The following is a 16,604-nucleotide window of genomic DNA, read 5'->3' on the forward strand; positions in this document are numbered from 1 at the left end:
GGGTCTTTTTTAAGCCGCAAAGGTATTAAATTATAGCGCTTATTCACCCAGCAAAGCCTTTAAGCTTTCGAGGGTATCGGCCTCTTCTTTGGGTTTATCATGCCGCCACCGCAATATCCTCGGGAAACGTAAGGCAATGCCCGATTTATGCCGGGTTGATTTATTGATCCCCTCAAAACCTATCTCAAACACCAGCTCGGGCTTTACGGTGCGTACCGGGCCAAATTTTTCGATAGTGTTACGCTTGATGAAATAATCAACCTTGTTGATCTCTGCATCGGTAAGGCCAGAATAAGCCTTAGCAAAAGGCACCAGTTTATCACCATCCCAAACAGCGAAGGTATAATCGGTATAAAGATCGGCCCGGCGACCGTGACCTTTCTGGGCGTAGATCATTACGGCATCAACCGATAGTGGGTCTATCTTCCATTTCCACCAATCGCCTCGCTTACGGCCAACCTGATAAGCAGCACTTTTACGTTTAAGCATAATACCCTCGGCTATCATGGCGCGCGATTGCTCCCTGATATGGCCAAGCTGCTCCCAGGTTTCAAACTGAATGAGTGATGAAATGCGGAATACTTCTGGGTATTGCGTTTCTGACTGCAACTGTTCTAAAACCTCCCGCCTTTCTGCCTGGGTTTTATAGCGGATGTCTTCGCCATTATATTCAAGACAGTCATAGGCGATAACGGCAACAGGGCTTTCCTCCAAAATCCTTTTACTTAGATTTTTGCGGCCAATACGGGTTTGCAGCACATTAAAAGGCAGAGGTTGTCCATTTTGGAAACTGAGGATCTCGCCATCAATCACCGTACCATCGGGCAGGGCATTCAGGAAAGGGTGTAACTCGGGAAATTTTTCGGTAGCCAGATCTTCTCCCCTGCTCCAGATAAATATTTCGCCATTACGCTTTATCATCTGCGCACGGATGCCGTCCCACTTCCATTCGGCCTGCCAGTCCGCTGCATCACCCAGGGCAATGCCTACTTCTGCCGGTGTTTTTTGTTTCTCGGATGTTTCCTGGATAGGATAAGCTAAAAAGAATGGGTAAGGCCTGGAAATATTGGCTTCGGCATCCTGTTCCTCCATCAACTGTGAAAACTGGTAAGTTTCGGGCAGCCAGCTTCCCATAACACGGTGGGTTAGTACTGCAGGTTCCAGTCCGGAGATATCCGCCAGCGCTTTGATCACCAGGTTTTGCGATACCCCAACCCTGAAACTACCGGTGAGCAACTTATTAAATACAAAGCGCTCCTGGCTATCCAGCATGGCCCATGAATCTATCAGCCATTCTTTTTTTTGCTCTTCGGTTTTATCGTTGAGGGCGTTAATCTCGGCGATCCATTCGGTAAGGGTTTTGCTGCTGCTTGTATTGCTTTGAGGCATTAATAACGCCATGGTTTCGGCCAGGTCACCTACTACGTGATAGCTTTCCTCAAACAGCCAGGCAGGGATGTGTGATGCTTCGATAGCCCAGTTACGTACCAGGGTAGAATTGATCTGACGCTTTGGTCGCCGCCCGGTAAAGAGGGCGAGCATGTGCATCTTATCGGTATCCGGTACGGTATTAAAATAGTCTTTTAATACTTTAACCTTTTCGTTGGTTTTGTTGGTTTCATCAAGCGAGAGAAAGAGTTGGGCGAAAGCTCTCATAACACCCCTCCTAAATCCTCCCCGAGGGGGAGGACTTTCTTTTCTGGTTCTCCGGTGTTGGAAGCCTCCCCTTCGGGGAGGTTGGAGGGGTCTTCTTCTCCTCCGTACAATGTATGCACCTCCCTGGCGTTAAATCCAATCTCATTTAAATATCTGGAAAACGTGGCGGTATATCCATGCGTAAGGTAAACGCACTCGCAGCCCGTAGCATCAATAGCGCTGATGAGACCGTCCCAATCGGCATGATCAGACAGCACAAAACCCCTGTCGGCAGCACGACGGCGTTTAGCTCCACGGATAGCCATCCACCCCGAGCAATAACCAAAACTATAAGGCTGGAATTTCCGCATCCATGGTGTACCTACCGATGATGGCGGCGCGATGATAATGCCCTTCCTGACATCATCCTTTGAGCTCTCTGATGTAATCCGTTCTGTTGGGTTTAACAGCACACCATTGCGGCGCAAAGCTTCGTTGGTGTTTTCGATAACACCGTGGGTATAAACCTTGCCATTAAACAGATCGAGGTTTTGCAAGATCCGCTGGGCCTTACCTAAGGAGTAACCTACAATTACTGTTGCCAGTCCGTGTTCGAGGTTATTACGCCACCAGCTATTGATCTCATTAAAGGTTTGTACCTGCGGCTTCCATTGATACACCGGCATCCCAAAAGTACATTCAGAAATAAAATGGTGGCATTTAACCGGTTCGAAAGGTGTGGATATGCCGTCGTTTTCTACCTTGTAATCACCGGATACCACCCAAACCTCACCTTTATATTCAACACGAATTTGTGCTGAGCCTATCACATGGCCTGCGGGGAAGAGAGATACAGTAACACCATTTTTCAGAACCGTTTCACCATACTCAACTGTTTGCAGGTTGATTTCGCCCAGGCGATATAGTAATACCTCGCGTGAGAGATGATGTGCTAAATAATATTTATGCCCCCAATAAGCATGATCGGCATGCGCATGGGTTATCACAGCGTCGTCAACCGGCTTCCAGGGATCGATATAAAATTTGCCTTGCGCACAGTAAATCCCTCTATCAGTAAATTCAAGCAGCGGTTTTTTAGCCATGATGTATAAACTACTGATAAGCAAATTGGTTTGGGTCCCTGCCCCTAAAGGGGGAGTTTTAAAAACTCAAAAAGATGTCATTTCGAATGAGCAGCGGGTCGGAAACGAACATCCGGGCGAAAGAGAAATCTTATACACCCTGCCAGCGGCTATGCATGGCGTATAAGATTTCTCCTCTCGCTGCCGCACTACCCTGGCATGTTCGTCGAAATGACATTTCTTTTATTTTGAGGGTTATTTAAACCACAACCTCGCCTGCTTTTCATCAACCTGCAATCCTACCTCCCGCCCGAGCACCAGGCTATTATTATCCGGGATATGCCCCGCCGGGAAATCAAAACATACCGGGTAGCTATATCCTTGTACAATATCCATCACTATTTGCGATACTGTTTGCCCAAAGGGTATATCGTTATCTTTGATATCGGTAAAACCGCCTACCACCAGACCTGCGAGTTTTTTTAATTTGCCGGCCCTGTCCAACATCCGCAGCATCCTGTCTACTGAATAAAGGTATTCACCAACGTCTTCTATAAATAGAATTTTCCCCGCATAGTCCAAATCAGATACTGAACCTGCAGAGGCTACCAATAACGACAAATTGCCGCCTACTATGATCCCCTTAGCTTCACCTGGCTTATTGGCATCGTGAGTTATAAATTCATAGCTTAATTCCTCGCCAAATAACGCCCGCCTTAAAGTATCTATCGAATGTCTGGAGGCGTCGGGAATGTTAACCGGCATTTGCCCGTGAATGGTTTGCGCCCCGTAATTAGTAAAAAGATGGGTATGCAATAGGGTTATATCGCTAAAGCCTATAAGCCATTTGGGATTTTGTGCAAAGCGACCGAAATCAACCTTGTCAATCATCCTCATGGTTCCGTAGCCGCCACGAGCGGCAATGATGGCCTTGATGCTATCATCATCAATAAAGCGTTGCATATCGGCTGCCCTGAAATCATCGTCACCGGCAAACTGATGAAATGAAGCATCTACGGTGTCGCCCAACACCACTTCCAGGCCCCAGCTTTGCAGCAGTTCCACGGCATCGGTCATTGGGTTGGGGAGTTTCTTTGCGGGGCAGGTGATGGCTATTTTGTCACCTTTTTTGAGGTATGGGGGTTGAAGTCCGGAAGTCCGAAAGTCGGAAAGTCCGGAAGTAGCTCCATTATTTGGATTATCCATGGTTCAATATTATCAAAACTTTTAGATTCATCTTTCGGACTTCCCGACTTTCGGACTTTTCCGACTTAAAAAATTTATCTTTGCACACTATTTACCAAGGCGATATTTAATGTCACAACTCAACAAATATAAACGATTCACCATTACATCGGCCCTGCCTTATGCCAACGGCCCCTTACATATTGGTCACCTTGCCGGTGCATACCTGCCGGCTGATATTTTTGTGCGGTATTTAAGGCTAAAGAAGAAAGATGTAGTGTATATATGCGGCTCGGATGAGCATGGCGCTGCCATTACTATCAAAGCCAAAAAAGAAGATACTACCCCGCAAGCTATCATAGATAAATATCACAAACAGATAAAAAAGAGTTTTGAAGAGTTTGGGATTGCTTTTGATATTTATCACCGTACCTCGTCGCCCATTCATCATGAGCTAAGCCAGGAGTTTTTCCTGAACCTTTATGAGAAAGACGAGTTTGTTGAGAAATTCTCCGATCAGTATTTTGACGAGGATTATCAGCAGTTTTTGGCCGACCGCTATATCATCGGTACCTGCCCTAACTGCGGCAATGAAAATGCCTACGGCGACCAATGCGAACGCTGTGGCACCTCGCTTAGCCCGACCGACCTGATCAACCCGATATCAACCCTGAGCGGCAAAACGCCTGTCCTTAAATCAACCAAGCACTGGTACCTGCCTTTGGACAAATACCAACCATGGCTGGAGCAGTGGATAGATGCCAAAGAAGGCAGCTGGAAAGTTAACGTTTTTGGCCAGTGTAAATCATGGCTTAAATCGGGCCTGCAGCCACGCTCCATGACCCGCGACCTTGACTGGGGTATCGATGTACCTCTGGCCGAGGCCAAAGGCAAAAAGCTTTATGTGTGGATGGATGCCCCTATCGGCTATATTTCTGCCACCAAGCAATGGGCCATTGACAATAATAAAGACTGGAAATTATACTGGAAAAAACAAGCCGACGAGCAGGATGATGCTTGTCTGCTGCATTTTATCGGCAAGGATAACATCGTTTTCCACTGTATTATTTTCCCATCTATACTGCATGCGCATGGCGAATATATTTTGCCTCAAAACGTACCGGCAAACGAGTTTTTGAATTTAGAAGGTGATAAACTTTCTACCTCACGTAACCATGCCGTTTGGCTGCATGAATACCTGGAAGAATTTCCGGGTAAACAGGACGAGTTACGCTATGTGCTAACATCAATACTGCCTGAAACCAGCGACAGCGAGTTTACCTGGAAAGATTACCAGGCCCGTGTAAATAATGAACTGGTAGCAATCCTCGGAAACTTCGTGAACCGGGTAATGATACTGATGCACAAGTTTTACGGCGGTAAAATTGAGGCTGACACCGACAGGATTGAATTTACCGACGAGAGCCTAAGCACCGGCGTTGGCGAATATTACGATGAGATAGAGAAGAACCTTGAAGCTTACCGCTACCGTCAGGCTTTGCAGGCTGTAATGGATATGGCCCGCTTAGGTAACCGCTATCTTACCGAAAAAGAGCCATGGAAAACCATTAAAGCAGATCCTGCCGCTGCTAAAGAAGCGCTGCACAACTGTTTGGTGCTGATTGGTCACTTGGCTACTGCCGCGCAGGCGTTTTTACCGGCTACAGCTAAAAAGATCATTACCATGCTTAACCTGCCTAATGAGCCAATAGCTTACGACCAGGAAATGTATTTCAACAACGGTCACCAGTTAAACCCGGCTGCTTTGTTGTTTGAAAAGGTAGAGGATGATGTAATAGAAGCCCAGCTAAAAAAACTGTCGGATAAAAAAGCCGCTGCCGCTCCGCCAAAATCGGCCAATGTGCTGCCCGCAAAGGAAAACGTTAATTACGAAACCTTTGCTACCATGGATATCCGTACGGGTACCATTTTAGCTGCCGAAAAGGTTGCCAAAACCAAAAAGCTGCTAAAACTGACCATTGACACAGGAATTGACGAGCGCACCGTAGTATCGGGCATTGCCGAATATTATGAACCGGAAAACATCATCGGCCAAAAAGTGAGCATCCTGGTAAACCTGGAGCCAAGGGAAATTAAAGGTATCGTATCGCAAGGCATGATCCTGATGGCCGAAAACAGTGAAGGCAAGCTAAGCTTTGTTGCCCCAACCGAAGATTTCCACAACGGCGCAGTAATTAGGTAGATGTGCAAATTTCAAATGTGCAGATGTGCAAATGAAGCCTGTTTTAAATTTTGAATTTTAAGGTGTGATTTTTCAATGAAAAATTGCACCTTTGCAAACTAAATAAAAGATCGGCCTTTTTTCGAGGCTGATTTTTAAACGGTCCCGTAGTTCAACGGATAGAATAGGAGTTTCCTAAACTCTAGATATGAGTTCGATTCTCGTCGGGACCACATTTTACGACAAAAGCCTTTAGACGGAAGTCTGAAGGCTTTTTCTATTTTTTTACTTTTTCAAAATCATATTCTGTTAGTATTTCATCTAAATAAAGCCCTTTAAATTTTTCAGCTTTCAGTTTCTTCCCGGTTTCTATATCGACAATTTCTATTGCAGATTTAGCGTAGCCTCTGCCAAACTCAATGTCGGTCCTGTAAAACCCTTTGTCTAACGGTGACTTATTAACTAAACATACGGGATGAGCGCCGATTACCTCGTTATATTCATTGCACACAGAATTATATTCGTAATAATCTATTTCCCTTCTTTTTATATCCACAGAAACAACATTGAATATTTCCATATAAAATCGGTCATTATAATTGGCAAGGTCATAAAAGGAAATACCTTGGTAGTTATTATCAATACAAAACTCTTTAAACCTAGCGGAAACGATTACATAAGAGTCATAGGTTACCGAAATATCAGCCCTTCTGTTTTTTAGCTTGAAGTTGGGGTTCAAATGGAGATATCTATTTTTGACGTGGTCAAGACAGCCACAAATGTCAACGCCCCACATATTAGAATTCATGTAAGATTTGCTGTCATAAATACCAAGGGAATATCCAATTAAAGCCATATCTAAATATCAACAAAATTTATCGGTGTATAAGGTTTAGGTAACCAAATTATCTTCCAAATTCGCCTCACAATGCAAATCAGCCATAAAAGAGTTCGGGTTTTGTAGTCTAAAGACCCACATTTTAAGACAAAAGCCTTTAGACTTCCGTCTAAAGGCTTTTGTCGTTATTGGAACTTTACAGTAGTTCGGTGATAACATCGAATACAAGCAAAAATAATTATGAGAAGCTTTGGATGAAAATTCAAAAGCTTTCATAATTCTTGTTGAATAAATTAACTTTAGTTTCATGAAACCGATTCCTATAATTGGCTTATTGACATTTGCTTTGTTGTTTTTTAACGTGGCCAATAATACTCCTTTTAAAACAAGCTTCACCGAAAAAGAGATACTTACTCAATTGGATCTTGCCTTTAAAGGCATTCCGAGCGAATATTACCCGGTTGGGAAGAAAGATGATATTAAATACAATTTCTTTTTTGACCTTGAACATGGCTATTTTTCAACAGCGGGTAATCATATCCACCTTTATGCGGATGCAAGCCGTTGGGCAATTGTTTTTGAAAAAAGTGGTTACGCAAACCGCGGCGGTGATGCCGAGATCGAGTTGAATTATATAGGAAACTGCATTAATTATCCTATAGATAAATACCCTGAGCGGAATTATATCACTAATGTAAGCAGTATAATATTAATTACAGGAGAGGAATACGAGCGAATACAAAACAAGAGTGGGTCAGAAATGGAACAGTTCGAGTTAGTTGACCCAAACGCTAACTATGTTATTGTGAGAGGTCATAAGATTAAGATTGAACACAGCGATAAAAATTACACTCATTTTGGAATTAAGCCAAGAGGCTTCGATAACCCCAAGCGCCTAATAAGTTTTAAGGGATTAGTACGATACCTCAGCGAAACTCAACCCTCAATTGTGAATGCAACCAATGACGATATCAAAGCACATTTGCCGGGCGACCTGCCTGAAATATCGGTTATAGATAAGTTCCATTTTGAGAGTGTTTATCAAAAACACATTTTGCCAAGTAACCAGGAAACGTATCAGTTGATTGCAAAAGTGCTTGTAACCGGAAATCCCGCTTTTTGGAAACCGAAAAACAAACCAAACAACCATTGGTCAAACTGGGAGTCGGGGAATTTATAACGGCTCACTAACATTGCTTTTAAAACTTCCGCTAAAGTGCTCAAATTTACTATTGATTGACTCAAAACAATATCATAAAAGAAAAGCCTGCAAATAATTGCAGGCTTTTCTTTCAGAGCAAATCACACTAATTTCTACCCCTGCTCAATCTGCTTCAAGCTATCCATCTTTTTATAAGCCAAAAACCCTTTGATATCCTCAAAATGCTCGCGGACGCGTTTATTGCCAAACTCGAATACTTTTTGTACCAGTCCATCCAGGAAATCACGGTCGTGGGATACCAGGATCAGCGTTCCGTCAAAATCTCTTAGGGCATCTTTGATAATATCTTTGGTCCTCATGTCCAAATGGTTGGTTGGCTCATCCAGGATCAATACGTTTACAGGTTCCAGCAGCAGTTTAATCATGGCTAAACGCGTTTTCTCACCGCCCGAAAGTACCTTTACCTTTTTGGTGGTATCATCGCCGCTGAACATAAACGCACCCAAAAGATCTTTGATCTTTACAGTGCCATCACTTAATGGGATTTGGTCGATGGTATCAAACACCGTTAAATTCTCGTCTAATAAGGCCGCCTGGTTTTGGGCAAAGTACCCGATCTTGGCATTATGACCAACTTTTAAAGATCCTTCAAAATCAATCTCGCCCATGATGGCTTTGATCATGGTTGATTTACCTTCACCGTTTTTACCAACAAAAGCCACTTTCTCGCCTCGTTCAATCACCATGGCTGCATTCTTAAATACAACATGATCACCGTAGGTTTTTGTGAGGTCTTCAACCATTACCGGGTATTGGCCCGAACGTGGCGACGGTGGAAACTTCAATCGCAATGCCGAAGTATCCACCTCGTCGATCTCGATAACCTCGAGCTTTTCGAGCATTTTTACACGAGACTGTACCTGTAAAGTTTTAGAGTATGTACCTCTGAACCTATCAATAAATTCTTGGTTATCGGCAATAAAACGCTGCTGTTCTTCGTAGGCTTTGAGTTGATGTACCCTGCGCTCGGCACGTAACTGGAGATAGTGGGTGTATTTGGCCCTGTAATCATAGATCCGGCCCATGGTAACCTCAATGGTACGGTTGGTGATGTTATCAACAAAAGTACGGTCGTGAGAGATAACCATAACTGCCTTTGCCGAGTTCACCAGGAAATCTTCCAGCCATTGTATACTCTCAATATCCATGTGGTTGGTAGGCTCATCCAGCAAGATCAAATCCGGTTTTTTCAACAAAATTTTAGCCAGCTCGATACGCATGCGCCAGCCGCCCGAAAATTCGGAAGTTTGACGGGTAAAGTCTTTGCGTTCGAAACCTAAGCCCTTCAGCACCTTTTCAACCTCTGCATCATAATTCACCTCTTCCTGCGAATAAACTTTTTCGCTCAGCTCCGATACCCGTTCAATCAGTTTCATGTAGTCGTCACTGTCGTAATCGGTGCGGATGTTGAGTTGCTCATTCACTTCATCCAGCTCCTTCTGCATTTGATTGGCTTCGTCAAAAGCTTTCATCGTTTCTTCAAAAACGGTAACATTGTCCTGGGTGAGCAAATGTTGCGGCAAATACGCTATCACCGCGTCCTTAGGGCCGGTTACATTGCCGGTAGTGGGCTTAGCAGCGCCGGCGATGATTTTGAGGATGGTTGACTTGCCTGCGCCATTCTTGCCCATCAGGGCTATTTTATCATTCTCGTTTATAGAGAAGGTTACATCGCTAAATAAGGTGGTTCCGCCAAAAGAAACGGAAATGTTATTGACATTAATCACTGTATGGATATATTGAATTTTGCGCAAAGATAAGTGAAAGACACAGAATTACGGCAGAAGGATATAAACACTTGAATGCTCTCAAACGAAACCTTTTTGCGGCATGGAATCGCTTAGTTTTGGCGCTATCCGGTTATTTTTTTAGTTTTACTCCGTAAAGTTTTAATATGACAGAGCTATCTCCTTGCCCAATATGCAAATCTACCTTCACGTATGAAATGAACGGCCTACTGGCCTGCCCGGAATGCGGCCATGAGTGGACGCCTGAAGAAGAAGACAATAGCTCAGGCGATCAATTTGTTGTGAAAGATAGCAACGGCAATATTTTGCAAAACGGCGATGCGGTGGTGATCATAAAAAACCTTCCGGTAAAAGGTTCGCCCCAGGGCATTAAGGCCGGAACTAAAGTCAAAAACATTCGCCTGGTAGACAGTGACCATAATATAGACTGCAAGATAGATGGATTTGGTGCAATGGCGCTTAAATCTGAGTTCGTAAAAAAAGCATAAACACCTATCGCTTTTGCATGTGGTGAAACTTCAACTTTCAAGCTTTATTTGCCGAGTCCCGGTGTCATAAACTGACATTCTGCGAACGCTATCCCATGTATTAATTGCTAATTTTACAGCACATAAAAAATTCGCAAATGTCTATATCCACCGAAAACGAGAGAATTGGTATGCAGGAAGCCAGTGATGCTGTAGCCATTACGCTTAAGAAGATGCGGGAGTATGCCAAACCAGGAATCTCCACCAAAGAACTTGACGACTACGGCGGCGAATTACTGGCACAGTTAGGCGCACATTCTGCACCTTTGCTAACCTACAATTTTCCTGGGTTTACTTGTATCAGCGTTAATGAAGAAGCTGCCCATGGCATCCCGTCGGCCGATAAAATCCTTAAAGAGGGCGACCTGGTAAACATCGATGTATCGGCAGAGCTAAATGGCTTTTGGGCCGATAACGGTGGTTCTTTTGTATTAGGGCAGGATATTCACGGCCATGGCAAACTGGTAGAAGCGTCAAAAGAGATCTTAAAAAAAGCGATCAGCAATATTAAAGGCGGTGTCAGGATTTCGGAGATTGGCAGGTTAATCGAAACCGAAGCTAAAAAAGCCGGCTATACCGTTATAAAAAACCTCACCGGCCATGGTGTTGGCCGCAGCCTGCATGAAGAGCCGCATGAAATTGCCAATTTCTGCGACAGGTATAACACTGCCCGTTTTAAAAAGAACTCGGTGGTAGCTATAGAGACATTCATCTCAACACGATCAACAATTGCCGAAACACAAGCCGACGGCTGGACGCTGCTCGGTAATAAAGGTGGCTTTGTGGCACAACACGAGCATACCATTATGGTAACAGGTGGCCAACCGGTGATATTCACTGCACAGAATGGTATTTGGGATTAACCCTGCCTACGATCTCTGATTCTGCATTTCAAATCTTCTTTAAAAGCGTTCATATTAAGAGCCATACCGTCTACCCATTACATAATAAATAAAGAATGTTCCCGTCAGCAGGTAAGCTTCGGGTGAAAGCGGGCAGAACAATGCCGGCCATGAGCGCATGAAGGGGCATAGCAAGTTTTTGCAGAAGCATTGGGAAAGCGCGAGCGTAGCGGGGCAAAATAATTGCAGCCCGTGGTTCTGACCGCTTTGCAGGGCAAAGGCCTGTGCGCAAAGAAGCCTATCTGCTGACTTGACTTTTTGGATACTTTTGTGTCAAGACAAAAGTATCTGGCCCCGCGCGGCCAAAAGCGCGACGATGTAAATCTATAGAACAAAGCCTTTTGCCTTCCTGCAGGGGATTGCTTTGTACCCCACAATGACGAGGCGGAGATGTCACTGTACCTTCAGAATCTAACGGATTTAAACACTCAGCATGAACGCCTTTTATTTATTATCTTTTTAAGATATCAAACTGTCATGTCCCCATTTCTAAAAACCGATCGTCATTAGCGTAAACAATACTATTAAAACATGAAAAGTGCATTACACATTATTTCAAGTGCGCGTGGCGGGCAGTCATACAGCAAGGGGCTTAGCACTGCCATCATTAATAAGCTTATCGATAAAAATGAAGTTAACGAGGTAGTAGAAAGGGATTTAACCAAATTACCTCCGCCGTTTTTGGATGAAGCATTGATCTGGGAGTTTTACAAATTTCCGGAGATGATTGACGAAAAAGGAGAGCAATTGCTTAACTACGCCAAAGCCATTTTTAATGAGATGAACCAGGCTGATATCATTGTCATAAGTACACCAATGCATAACTTCGGGATCTCTTCGCTTTTAAAAGCCTGGCTCGATCAGCTGGTGCGGGTGGGCGTGAGCTATAAGTTTAACGCGGATGGCACAAAAACCGGATGCCTCAATAACAAAAAGGTATATTTGGCTATAGCTTCCGGCGGCAGACTGGCATACTGGCCCCAGGAGTATGAGTTCATTGAATCATACATAAAAGCAGTATTTAGCGCCTATACAGGGATTACCGACATTTGTACATACAGGGTTGAAGGCACTGCTGAACAAAACTTCAAAGTCGATTACGAAGACATTATACAAAATCTTTAGTTTCAGATATGAAAGAGTTCATGTTAATTTTCAGGCTCAAAAATATTGATGACTTTAAACCTACGCCAGAGCAGGTGCAGGAACGTTTGAACTGGCTGGCCGGTATCGCTGCACAAAATAAACTGGTTGACCAGGGCAATTCGCTCTTACCGTTCTCGGGAACCGCAGCAACAGTACAGGATGGTGGCGTGGTAACCGATGGGCCATATACCGAGATTAAGGAATTTATAGTAGGCTATGTCATTATAAGGGCTGAAACAATTAATGAATCGGTGGAAATGGTTAAAGACTGTCCGGTCTTTAAACTTGGCGGCAATGTAGAAATAAGGGAGGTTTTAAAACGTTAGCGATATTGAGGGCAAAGCAATTAAATAACATAACTTTATTGGGTGATCTTTACAGGCAGGAATACCTGAAGATGATTGCCATGCTATGCCATCATTTTGGATTGGAGCACATTGAAATTGCCGAAGATATTATTGGCGAAACTTTTCTTAAAGCATCTGAAAACTGGGCTATTACCGTCGTGCCGGAAAACCCGGCCGCCTGGCTTTACACTGTTGCCAAAAACAAAGCGAAAGATCATTTAAAGCGCGTTACACTTTTTGACACGAAGATTGTTGCCAACATTAAACACAACATAACGGAAGCCGAACCTGATGTTGAATTTGAGGACGAGCATATTGGCGATAGTCAGTTAACAATGGTCTTTGCTGTTTGTGATCCGGCCAATTCTACAGAAAGTCAGATCTGTCTGGCGCTCCAGATCCTTTGCGGTTTTACGGTAGAGGAAATAGCCAATGCTTTTCTGACCGGGGTGGAGACCATAAAAAAACGCTTGCACCGGGCAAGGACCGCCCTTCGCAATAATCCTTTTCAGATCAGGGCGTTGAGCGAGCCCCATATTATGTTTCGCTTGGATACAGTTCTTAAAACCTTGTACCTATTATTCAATGAAGGGTATTTTTCAAAAACCAATGATCAACTCATCAGGAATGAGCTATGTGCAGAGGCGATAAGACTGGCACTCGTCCTTACAGAAAACCCCATAACTGATACGGCACAAACCAAAGCGCTGCTGGCACTGATGTGTTACCAAAGCTCGCGGATTGAAGCACGTACCAATAATAATGGCGAAGTTGTTATTTATGACGATCAGGATCAAAACCGATGGAATAAAGACCTCATTGAAAAAGGCAATTACTATCTTGTAAATGCCTGCCAGGGTAACCAGGTATCAAAATATCACCTTGAGGCGGGTATCGCCTACTGGCATACAAACCCTGCAGCTCTCAACAAGTGGCAGCATATTTTACAACTTTATAATCAGCTTATCTTAATAGCATATTCGCCTGTAATTGCATTAAACAGGGCATTTGCCATTGCCATGGTATACGGAAATGAAAAAGCCATACTGGAGACAGAGAAGCTAAAACTGGCAACCAACGATCATTATCACAAATTATTGGGATACCTGTATGAAACGGTAGACCTTGATAAAGCAATCGAACACTATTCTCTTGCCTTACAATACATCAAAACGAAAGCAGTAAAAAATGATTTGATTAAAAAAATAGAACAGTTAAAGCGCTAAGCATAGATACAGGAAAACAAGCTTTTTAAAACTAACAATCTAAAAATAAGGCAAATAATATTACCCCCAACTATAAAAACTCTTTATTCTTAAATAAAATCGCTGTACTTTTAAGTAACTATATTTTACCCGCCCGGGTAGAATTTGCCGAAAGGCATTACCAATTTTTTAAACCGATAATTACTAAAAAAATGGAACAGCAACCTAACCAACCATCGCCAGAAAACATCATGAAAATTGGCACAGGATTTTGGGCTTCAAAAATTCTGTTAACCGCCGTGAGTTTCCAGTTATTTACCAAACTTGCCGAAAAGGGTACGATGAGTGCAAAAGATGTTAAGGACATCCTAAAACTTAATTGCACCGACAGAAATGTCTTTGATTTTTTAGATGCTTTAACTGTATTTGGCTTTTTAAAGCGTGAAGGAATCCTTGATACAGCAATTTACTCAAATACCAATGATACCGATACATTTTTAGATAAAAATAAGCCATCATATATCGGTGGCATCCTTGAAATGATGAACAACCGCCTGTATACATTTTGGGGGAACCTGGGTGAAGGGCTGCTTACCGGGCTTCCGCAAAACGAAGCAAAGAGAAGTGAGGACTTTTTTGGCTTAATATATTCAGACCCTGAAAAATTAAAGGAGTTTACCAATGCCATGAGCGGCATCCAGATGGGTAATTTTATGGCCTTCGCTCAAAAGTTTGATTTCACAAAGTATAAAACGTTAATTGATGTAGGGGGCTCGGCCGGGTTGCTTTCTATAATGGTAGCCAAGCATAATCCACACATGCGTTGCACCAGTTTTGACTTGCCACCGGTTGAACCTATTGCAAACGCTACCATACGACAATTCGGGTTATCCGATCGGGTAAAAACGGCAAACGGCGACTTTTTCACCATGCCAATACCCAGCGCCGATATTGTTGTAATGGGCAATATCCTGCATGATTGGAACGAAGAAAACAAAATAGCCTTAATGAAAAAAGCTTATGACGCCCTCCCCGCGGGAGGAGCATTCGTTGCTATCGAAGGGATTATAGATGATGAAAGAAAACAAAATGTTTTTGGCATGATGATGAGCTTAAATATGCTTATTGAAACAGGGACTGGCTTTGATTACACGTTTGCCGACTTTAACAGGTGGGCTGATATTGCAGGGTTTCAATCAACCGCAATTATTCCGTTAACAGGGCCGTCAAGTGCGGCAATTGCTTACAAATAAACAAAGGTAGCACTAATAGGGATAAAGCTGGAGTCCCCGCTATATCTTTTTTCTTTCATCCTTCAATGATGGCGGTTCATGAAGCTCAACCTCCCAATAATCAAAAGGAGGTTCCACAATGAATGAAGGGTCGCAGTACGCCCGAAGATAGTCTGTCGCTCTTTTTTCTGCATATTTAGCATTCAGAACTTTTCCGGCATCATCCAGTTCAATTACATTGGCATAAATGGCAAACACCTGTTCTATAGCACTTGGTTCATTGCCATACAATGAGAGATAATCAATTCCCTCAAGTGTATTCTGAGTTCCGCTTGCCATGAAGTAGGCAAATGTTCTTAATGCCCCACTGAAAGAGTTACTTAATTTCATGCGATAAATCTATCACGTTTTTAATAAATGGGAGCAATAATAAAATCTTCACGTCAATTCTTTACCTTGCTTAACCTTATTCTAAATCTTGCAGCTAAAGATTCGAGGTCACGTTTTTCAATATCATCGGGCTTATGAAATTGAGATAAAATGAGGGCTCTGGAAAGTTGAATGGTGCCGTTGGTGGTTTTTACAAAAACGTTATCTCCACGTTCCGAATGATTTTTATAATTTCCAATTTGAGGATCAATGCCCGCAAGGCGCATTAATAATTCAACTATAGCATAAAGTGGTAATGTGTTTTGCGACATACATTAGCTTGTGTTGTTTAATACTAAGTTAAGCATATTTTAACAAATAATAAATATTACAATCAAACACGTTATTATTTAACATAATTTTCATAATGTCATTGTATGCTTTAAATGATATTTCATTCCCTGTAATCAGCAAAGTAGAAGATATTACCATTGTTATCAACAACTGCAAATTGACGCAATCCCCAGGGCATCATCCGCAAAGCACCGTTCGGATGGATTAAGTCTGATTGTTGATACTCATTATAAAGCTGCTCTATATCGGTTACATAAATATAGCAGCCCATGTTGCGGCAGGTTTCCGGTTCATTACAGGGAAATAAATGCACATTAATGCCATCACGGCTAAATACCAGGTAACCATTATGGCTATCACAAAAGGTAAAGCCTAATTTTTCGGTGTAGAAAGCTAGTGTTTTAGCTTCATCAAGCGAGGCTAATATTGGTGTGGAACGTTTAAACATTACTGTAAGGCTTGATTAACGCAATCCTAATTTACAACTATCAGCCGATATCAACCTATCTGTGCAATAACCTAACGGACTTTTGTTATTTTAATATTTTGTAAAAAAATATCCCATCGCTAAAGCCGGAATTGAAATCCCCTGCAGGCTCCTGCACATTCTTTATAAATCATAAATTTACT

Annotated in this window: 16 protein-coding genes and 1 tRNA gene; 9 read left to right on the forward strand and 8 right to left on the reverse strand. The window is 42.9% G+C overall.

Annotation, left to right across the window (positions count from 1 at the left end; all coding sequences use genetic code 11):
* Nucleotides 1–39: 39 nt before the first annotated feature.
* The 3 genes from ACEN9X_RS08485 to ACEN9X_RS08495 all read right to left on the reverse strand — a co-directional run bounded on the left by ACEN9X_RS08485 (nucleotide 40) and on the right by ACEN9X_RS08495 (nucleotide 3,923).
* On the reverse strand, nucleotides 40–1,656 hold the full coding sequence (locus tag ACEN9X_RS08485; RefSeq protein ID WP_413669957.1) for an ATP-dependent DNA ligase: 1,617 nt from the start codon (nucleotides 1,654–1,656) through the stop codon (nucleotides 40–42).
* Nucleotides 1,653–2,738, reverse strand: a complete 1,086-nt coding sequence (locus tag ACEN9X_RS08490) for a ligase-associated DNA damage response exonuclease (protein ID WP_413669958.1) — start codon at nucleotides 2,736–2,738, stop codon at nucleotides 1,653–1,655. The genes ACEN9X_RS08485 and ACEN9X_RS08490 overlap by 4 nt, the downstream gene beginning before the upstream one ends.
* Before the next feature lie 234 nt (nucleotides 2,739–2,972).
* Nucleotides 2,973–3,923 (reverse strand): S66 peptidase family protein, encoded by a 951-nt coding sequence (locus ACEN9X_RS08495; RefSeq protein ID WP_413669959.1) that lies wholly within the window; start codon nucleotides 3,921–3,923, stop codon nucleotides 2,973–2,975.
* 109 nt (nucleotides 3,924–4,032) lie between these two features.
* Here ACEN9X_RS08495 and metG point away from each other — a divergent pair, with 109 nt between their 5' ends.
* Nucleotides 4,033–6,105 carry a methionine--tRNA ligase gene (gene metG, locus ACEN9X_RS08500; RefSeq protein ID WP_413669960.1) on the forward strand — a complete coding sequence of 691 codons (2,073 nt, stop codon included), beginning with the start codon at nucleotides 4,033–4,035 and terminating at the stop codon, nucleotides 6,103–6,105.
* A 140-nt stretch (nucleotides 6,106–6,245) separates the two neighbouring features.
* A tRNA-Arg gene (locus ACEN9X_RS08505) sits at nucleotides 6,246–6,317 on the forward strand.
* A 44-nt stretch (nucleotides 6,318–6,361) separates the two neighbouring features.
* Here the strand turns inward: ACEN9X_RS08505 and ACEN9X_RS08510 are convergent.
* Nucleotides 6,362–6,940, reverse strand: a complete 579-nt coding sequence (locus ACEN9X_RS08510; RefSeq protein WP_413669961.1) for a hypothetical protein — start codon at nucleotides 6,938–6,940, stop codon at nucleotides 6,362–6,364.
* 289 nt (nucleotides 6,941–7,229) lie between these two features.
* Here ACEN9X_RS08510 and ACEN9X_RS08515 point away from each other — a divergent pair, with 289 nt between their 5' ends.
* On the forward strand, nucleotides 7,230–8,102 hold the full coding sequence (locus ACEN9X_RS08515) for a DUF7003 family protein (RefSeq protein ID WP_413669962.1): 873 nt from the start codon (nucleotides 7,230–7,232) through the stop codon (nucleotides 8,100–8,102).
* Between the two features lie 134 nt (nucleotides 8,103–8,236).
* Here ACEN9X_RS08515 and ACEN9X_RS08520 read toward each other — a convergent pair whose 3' ends face one another.
* Nucleotides 8,237–9,871, reverse strand: coding sequence for an ABC-F family ATP-binding cassette domain-containing protein (locus ACEN9X_RS08520; protein ID WP_413671123.1), 1,635 nt, complete (start codon nucleotides 9,869–9,871; stop codon nucleotides 8,237–8,239).
* A 167-nt stretch (nucleotides 9,872–10,038) separates the two neighbouring features.
* Between ACEN9X_RS08520 and ACEN9X_RS08525 the strand changes: the two genes are divergently transcribed.
* From ACEN9X_RS08525 to ACEN9X_RS08550, 6 genes are all read left to right on the forward strand, one after another.
* Nucleotides 10,039–10,380 carry a zinc ribbon domain-containing protein YjdM gene (locus tag ACEN9X_RS08525; RefSeq protein ID WP_413669963.1) on the forward strand — a complete coding sequence of 114 codons (342 nt, stop codon included), beginning with the start codon at nucleotides 10,039–10,041 and terminating at the stop codon, nucleotides 10,378–10,380.
* Between the two features lie 137 nt (nucleotides 10,381–10,517).
* Nucleotides 10,518–11,282, forward strand: coding sequence for a type I methionyl aminopeptidase (gene map / locus ACEN9X_RS08530; RefSeq protein WP_413669964.1), 765 nt, complete (start codon nucleotides 10,518–10,520; stop codon nucleotides 11,280–11,282).
* A 570-nt stretch (nucleotides 11,283–11,852) separates the two neighbouring features.
* The gene (locus tag ACEN9X_RS08535) at nucleotides 11,853–12,446 is read left to right on the forward strand and encodes an FMN-dependent NADH-azoreductase (RefSeq protein ID WP_413669965.1); all 594 of its coding nucleotides are present in this window, start codon (nucleotides 11,853–11,855) and stop codon (nucleotides 12,444–12,446) included.
* 8 nt (nucleotides 12,447–12,454) lie between these two features.
* Nucleotides 12,455–12,793 carry a YciI family protein gene (locus ACEN9X_RS08540; protein ID WP_413669966.1) on the forward strand — a complete coding sequence of 113 codons (339 nt, stop codon included), beginning with the start codon at nucleotides 12,455–12,457 and terminating at the stop codon, nucleotides 12,791–12,793.
* Nucleotides 12,794–12,798: 5 nt separating this feature from the next.
* Entirely contained in the window at nucleotides 12,799–14,040 is a 1,242-nt protein-coding gene (locus ACEN9X_RS08545) for an RNA polymerase sigma factor (protein ID WP_413669967.1), read from the forward strand.
* Between the two features lie 191 nt (nucleotides 14,041–14,231).
* The gene (locus tag ACEN9X_RS08550; RefSeq protein WP_413669968.1) at nucleotides 14,232–15,272 is read left to right on the forward strand and encodes a methyltransferase; all 1,041 of its coding nucleotides are present in this window, start codon (nucleotides 14,232–14,234) and stop codon (nucleotides 15,270–15,272) included.
* Between the two features lie 39 nt (nucleotides 15,273–15,311).
* Here ACEN9X_RS08550 and ACEN9X_RS08555 read toward each other — a convergent pair whose 3' ends face one another.
* The 3 genes from ACEN9X_RS08555 to ACEN9X_RS08565 all read right to left on the reverse strand — a co-directional run bounded on the left by ACEN9X_RS08555 (nucleotide 15,312) and on the right by ACEN9X_RS08565 (nucleotide 16,422).
* A complete protein-coding gene (locus ACEN9X_RS08555) occupies nucleotides 15,312–15,641 on the reverse strand; it encodes a hypothetical protein (protein ID WP_413669969.1) in 330 nt (109 codons plus the stop codon).
* A gap of 53 nt (nucleotides 15,642–15,694) precedes the next feature.
* Entirely contained in the window at nucleotides 15,695–15,952 is a 258-nt protein-coding gene (locus ACEN9X_RS08560; RefSeq protein ID WP_413669970.1) for a hypothetical protein, read from the reverse strand.
* A gap of 122 nt (nucleotides 15,953–16,074) precedes the next feature.
* Nucleotides 16,075–16,422, reverse strand: a complete 348-nt coding sequence (locus tag ACEN9X_RS08565) for a bleomycin resistance protein (protein WP_413669971.1) — start codon at nucleotides 16,420–16,422, stop codon at nucleotides 16,075–16,077.
* Nucleotides 16,423–16,604: the final 182 nt, after the last annotated feature.

The organism is Mucilaginibacter sp. Mucisp86 (genome assembly GCF_047324315.1).
GTDB lineage: Bacteria > Bacteroidota > Bacteroidia > Sphingobacteriales > Sphingobacteriaceae > Mucilaginibacter.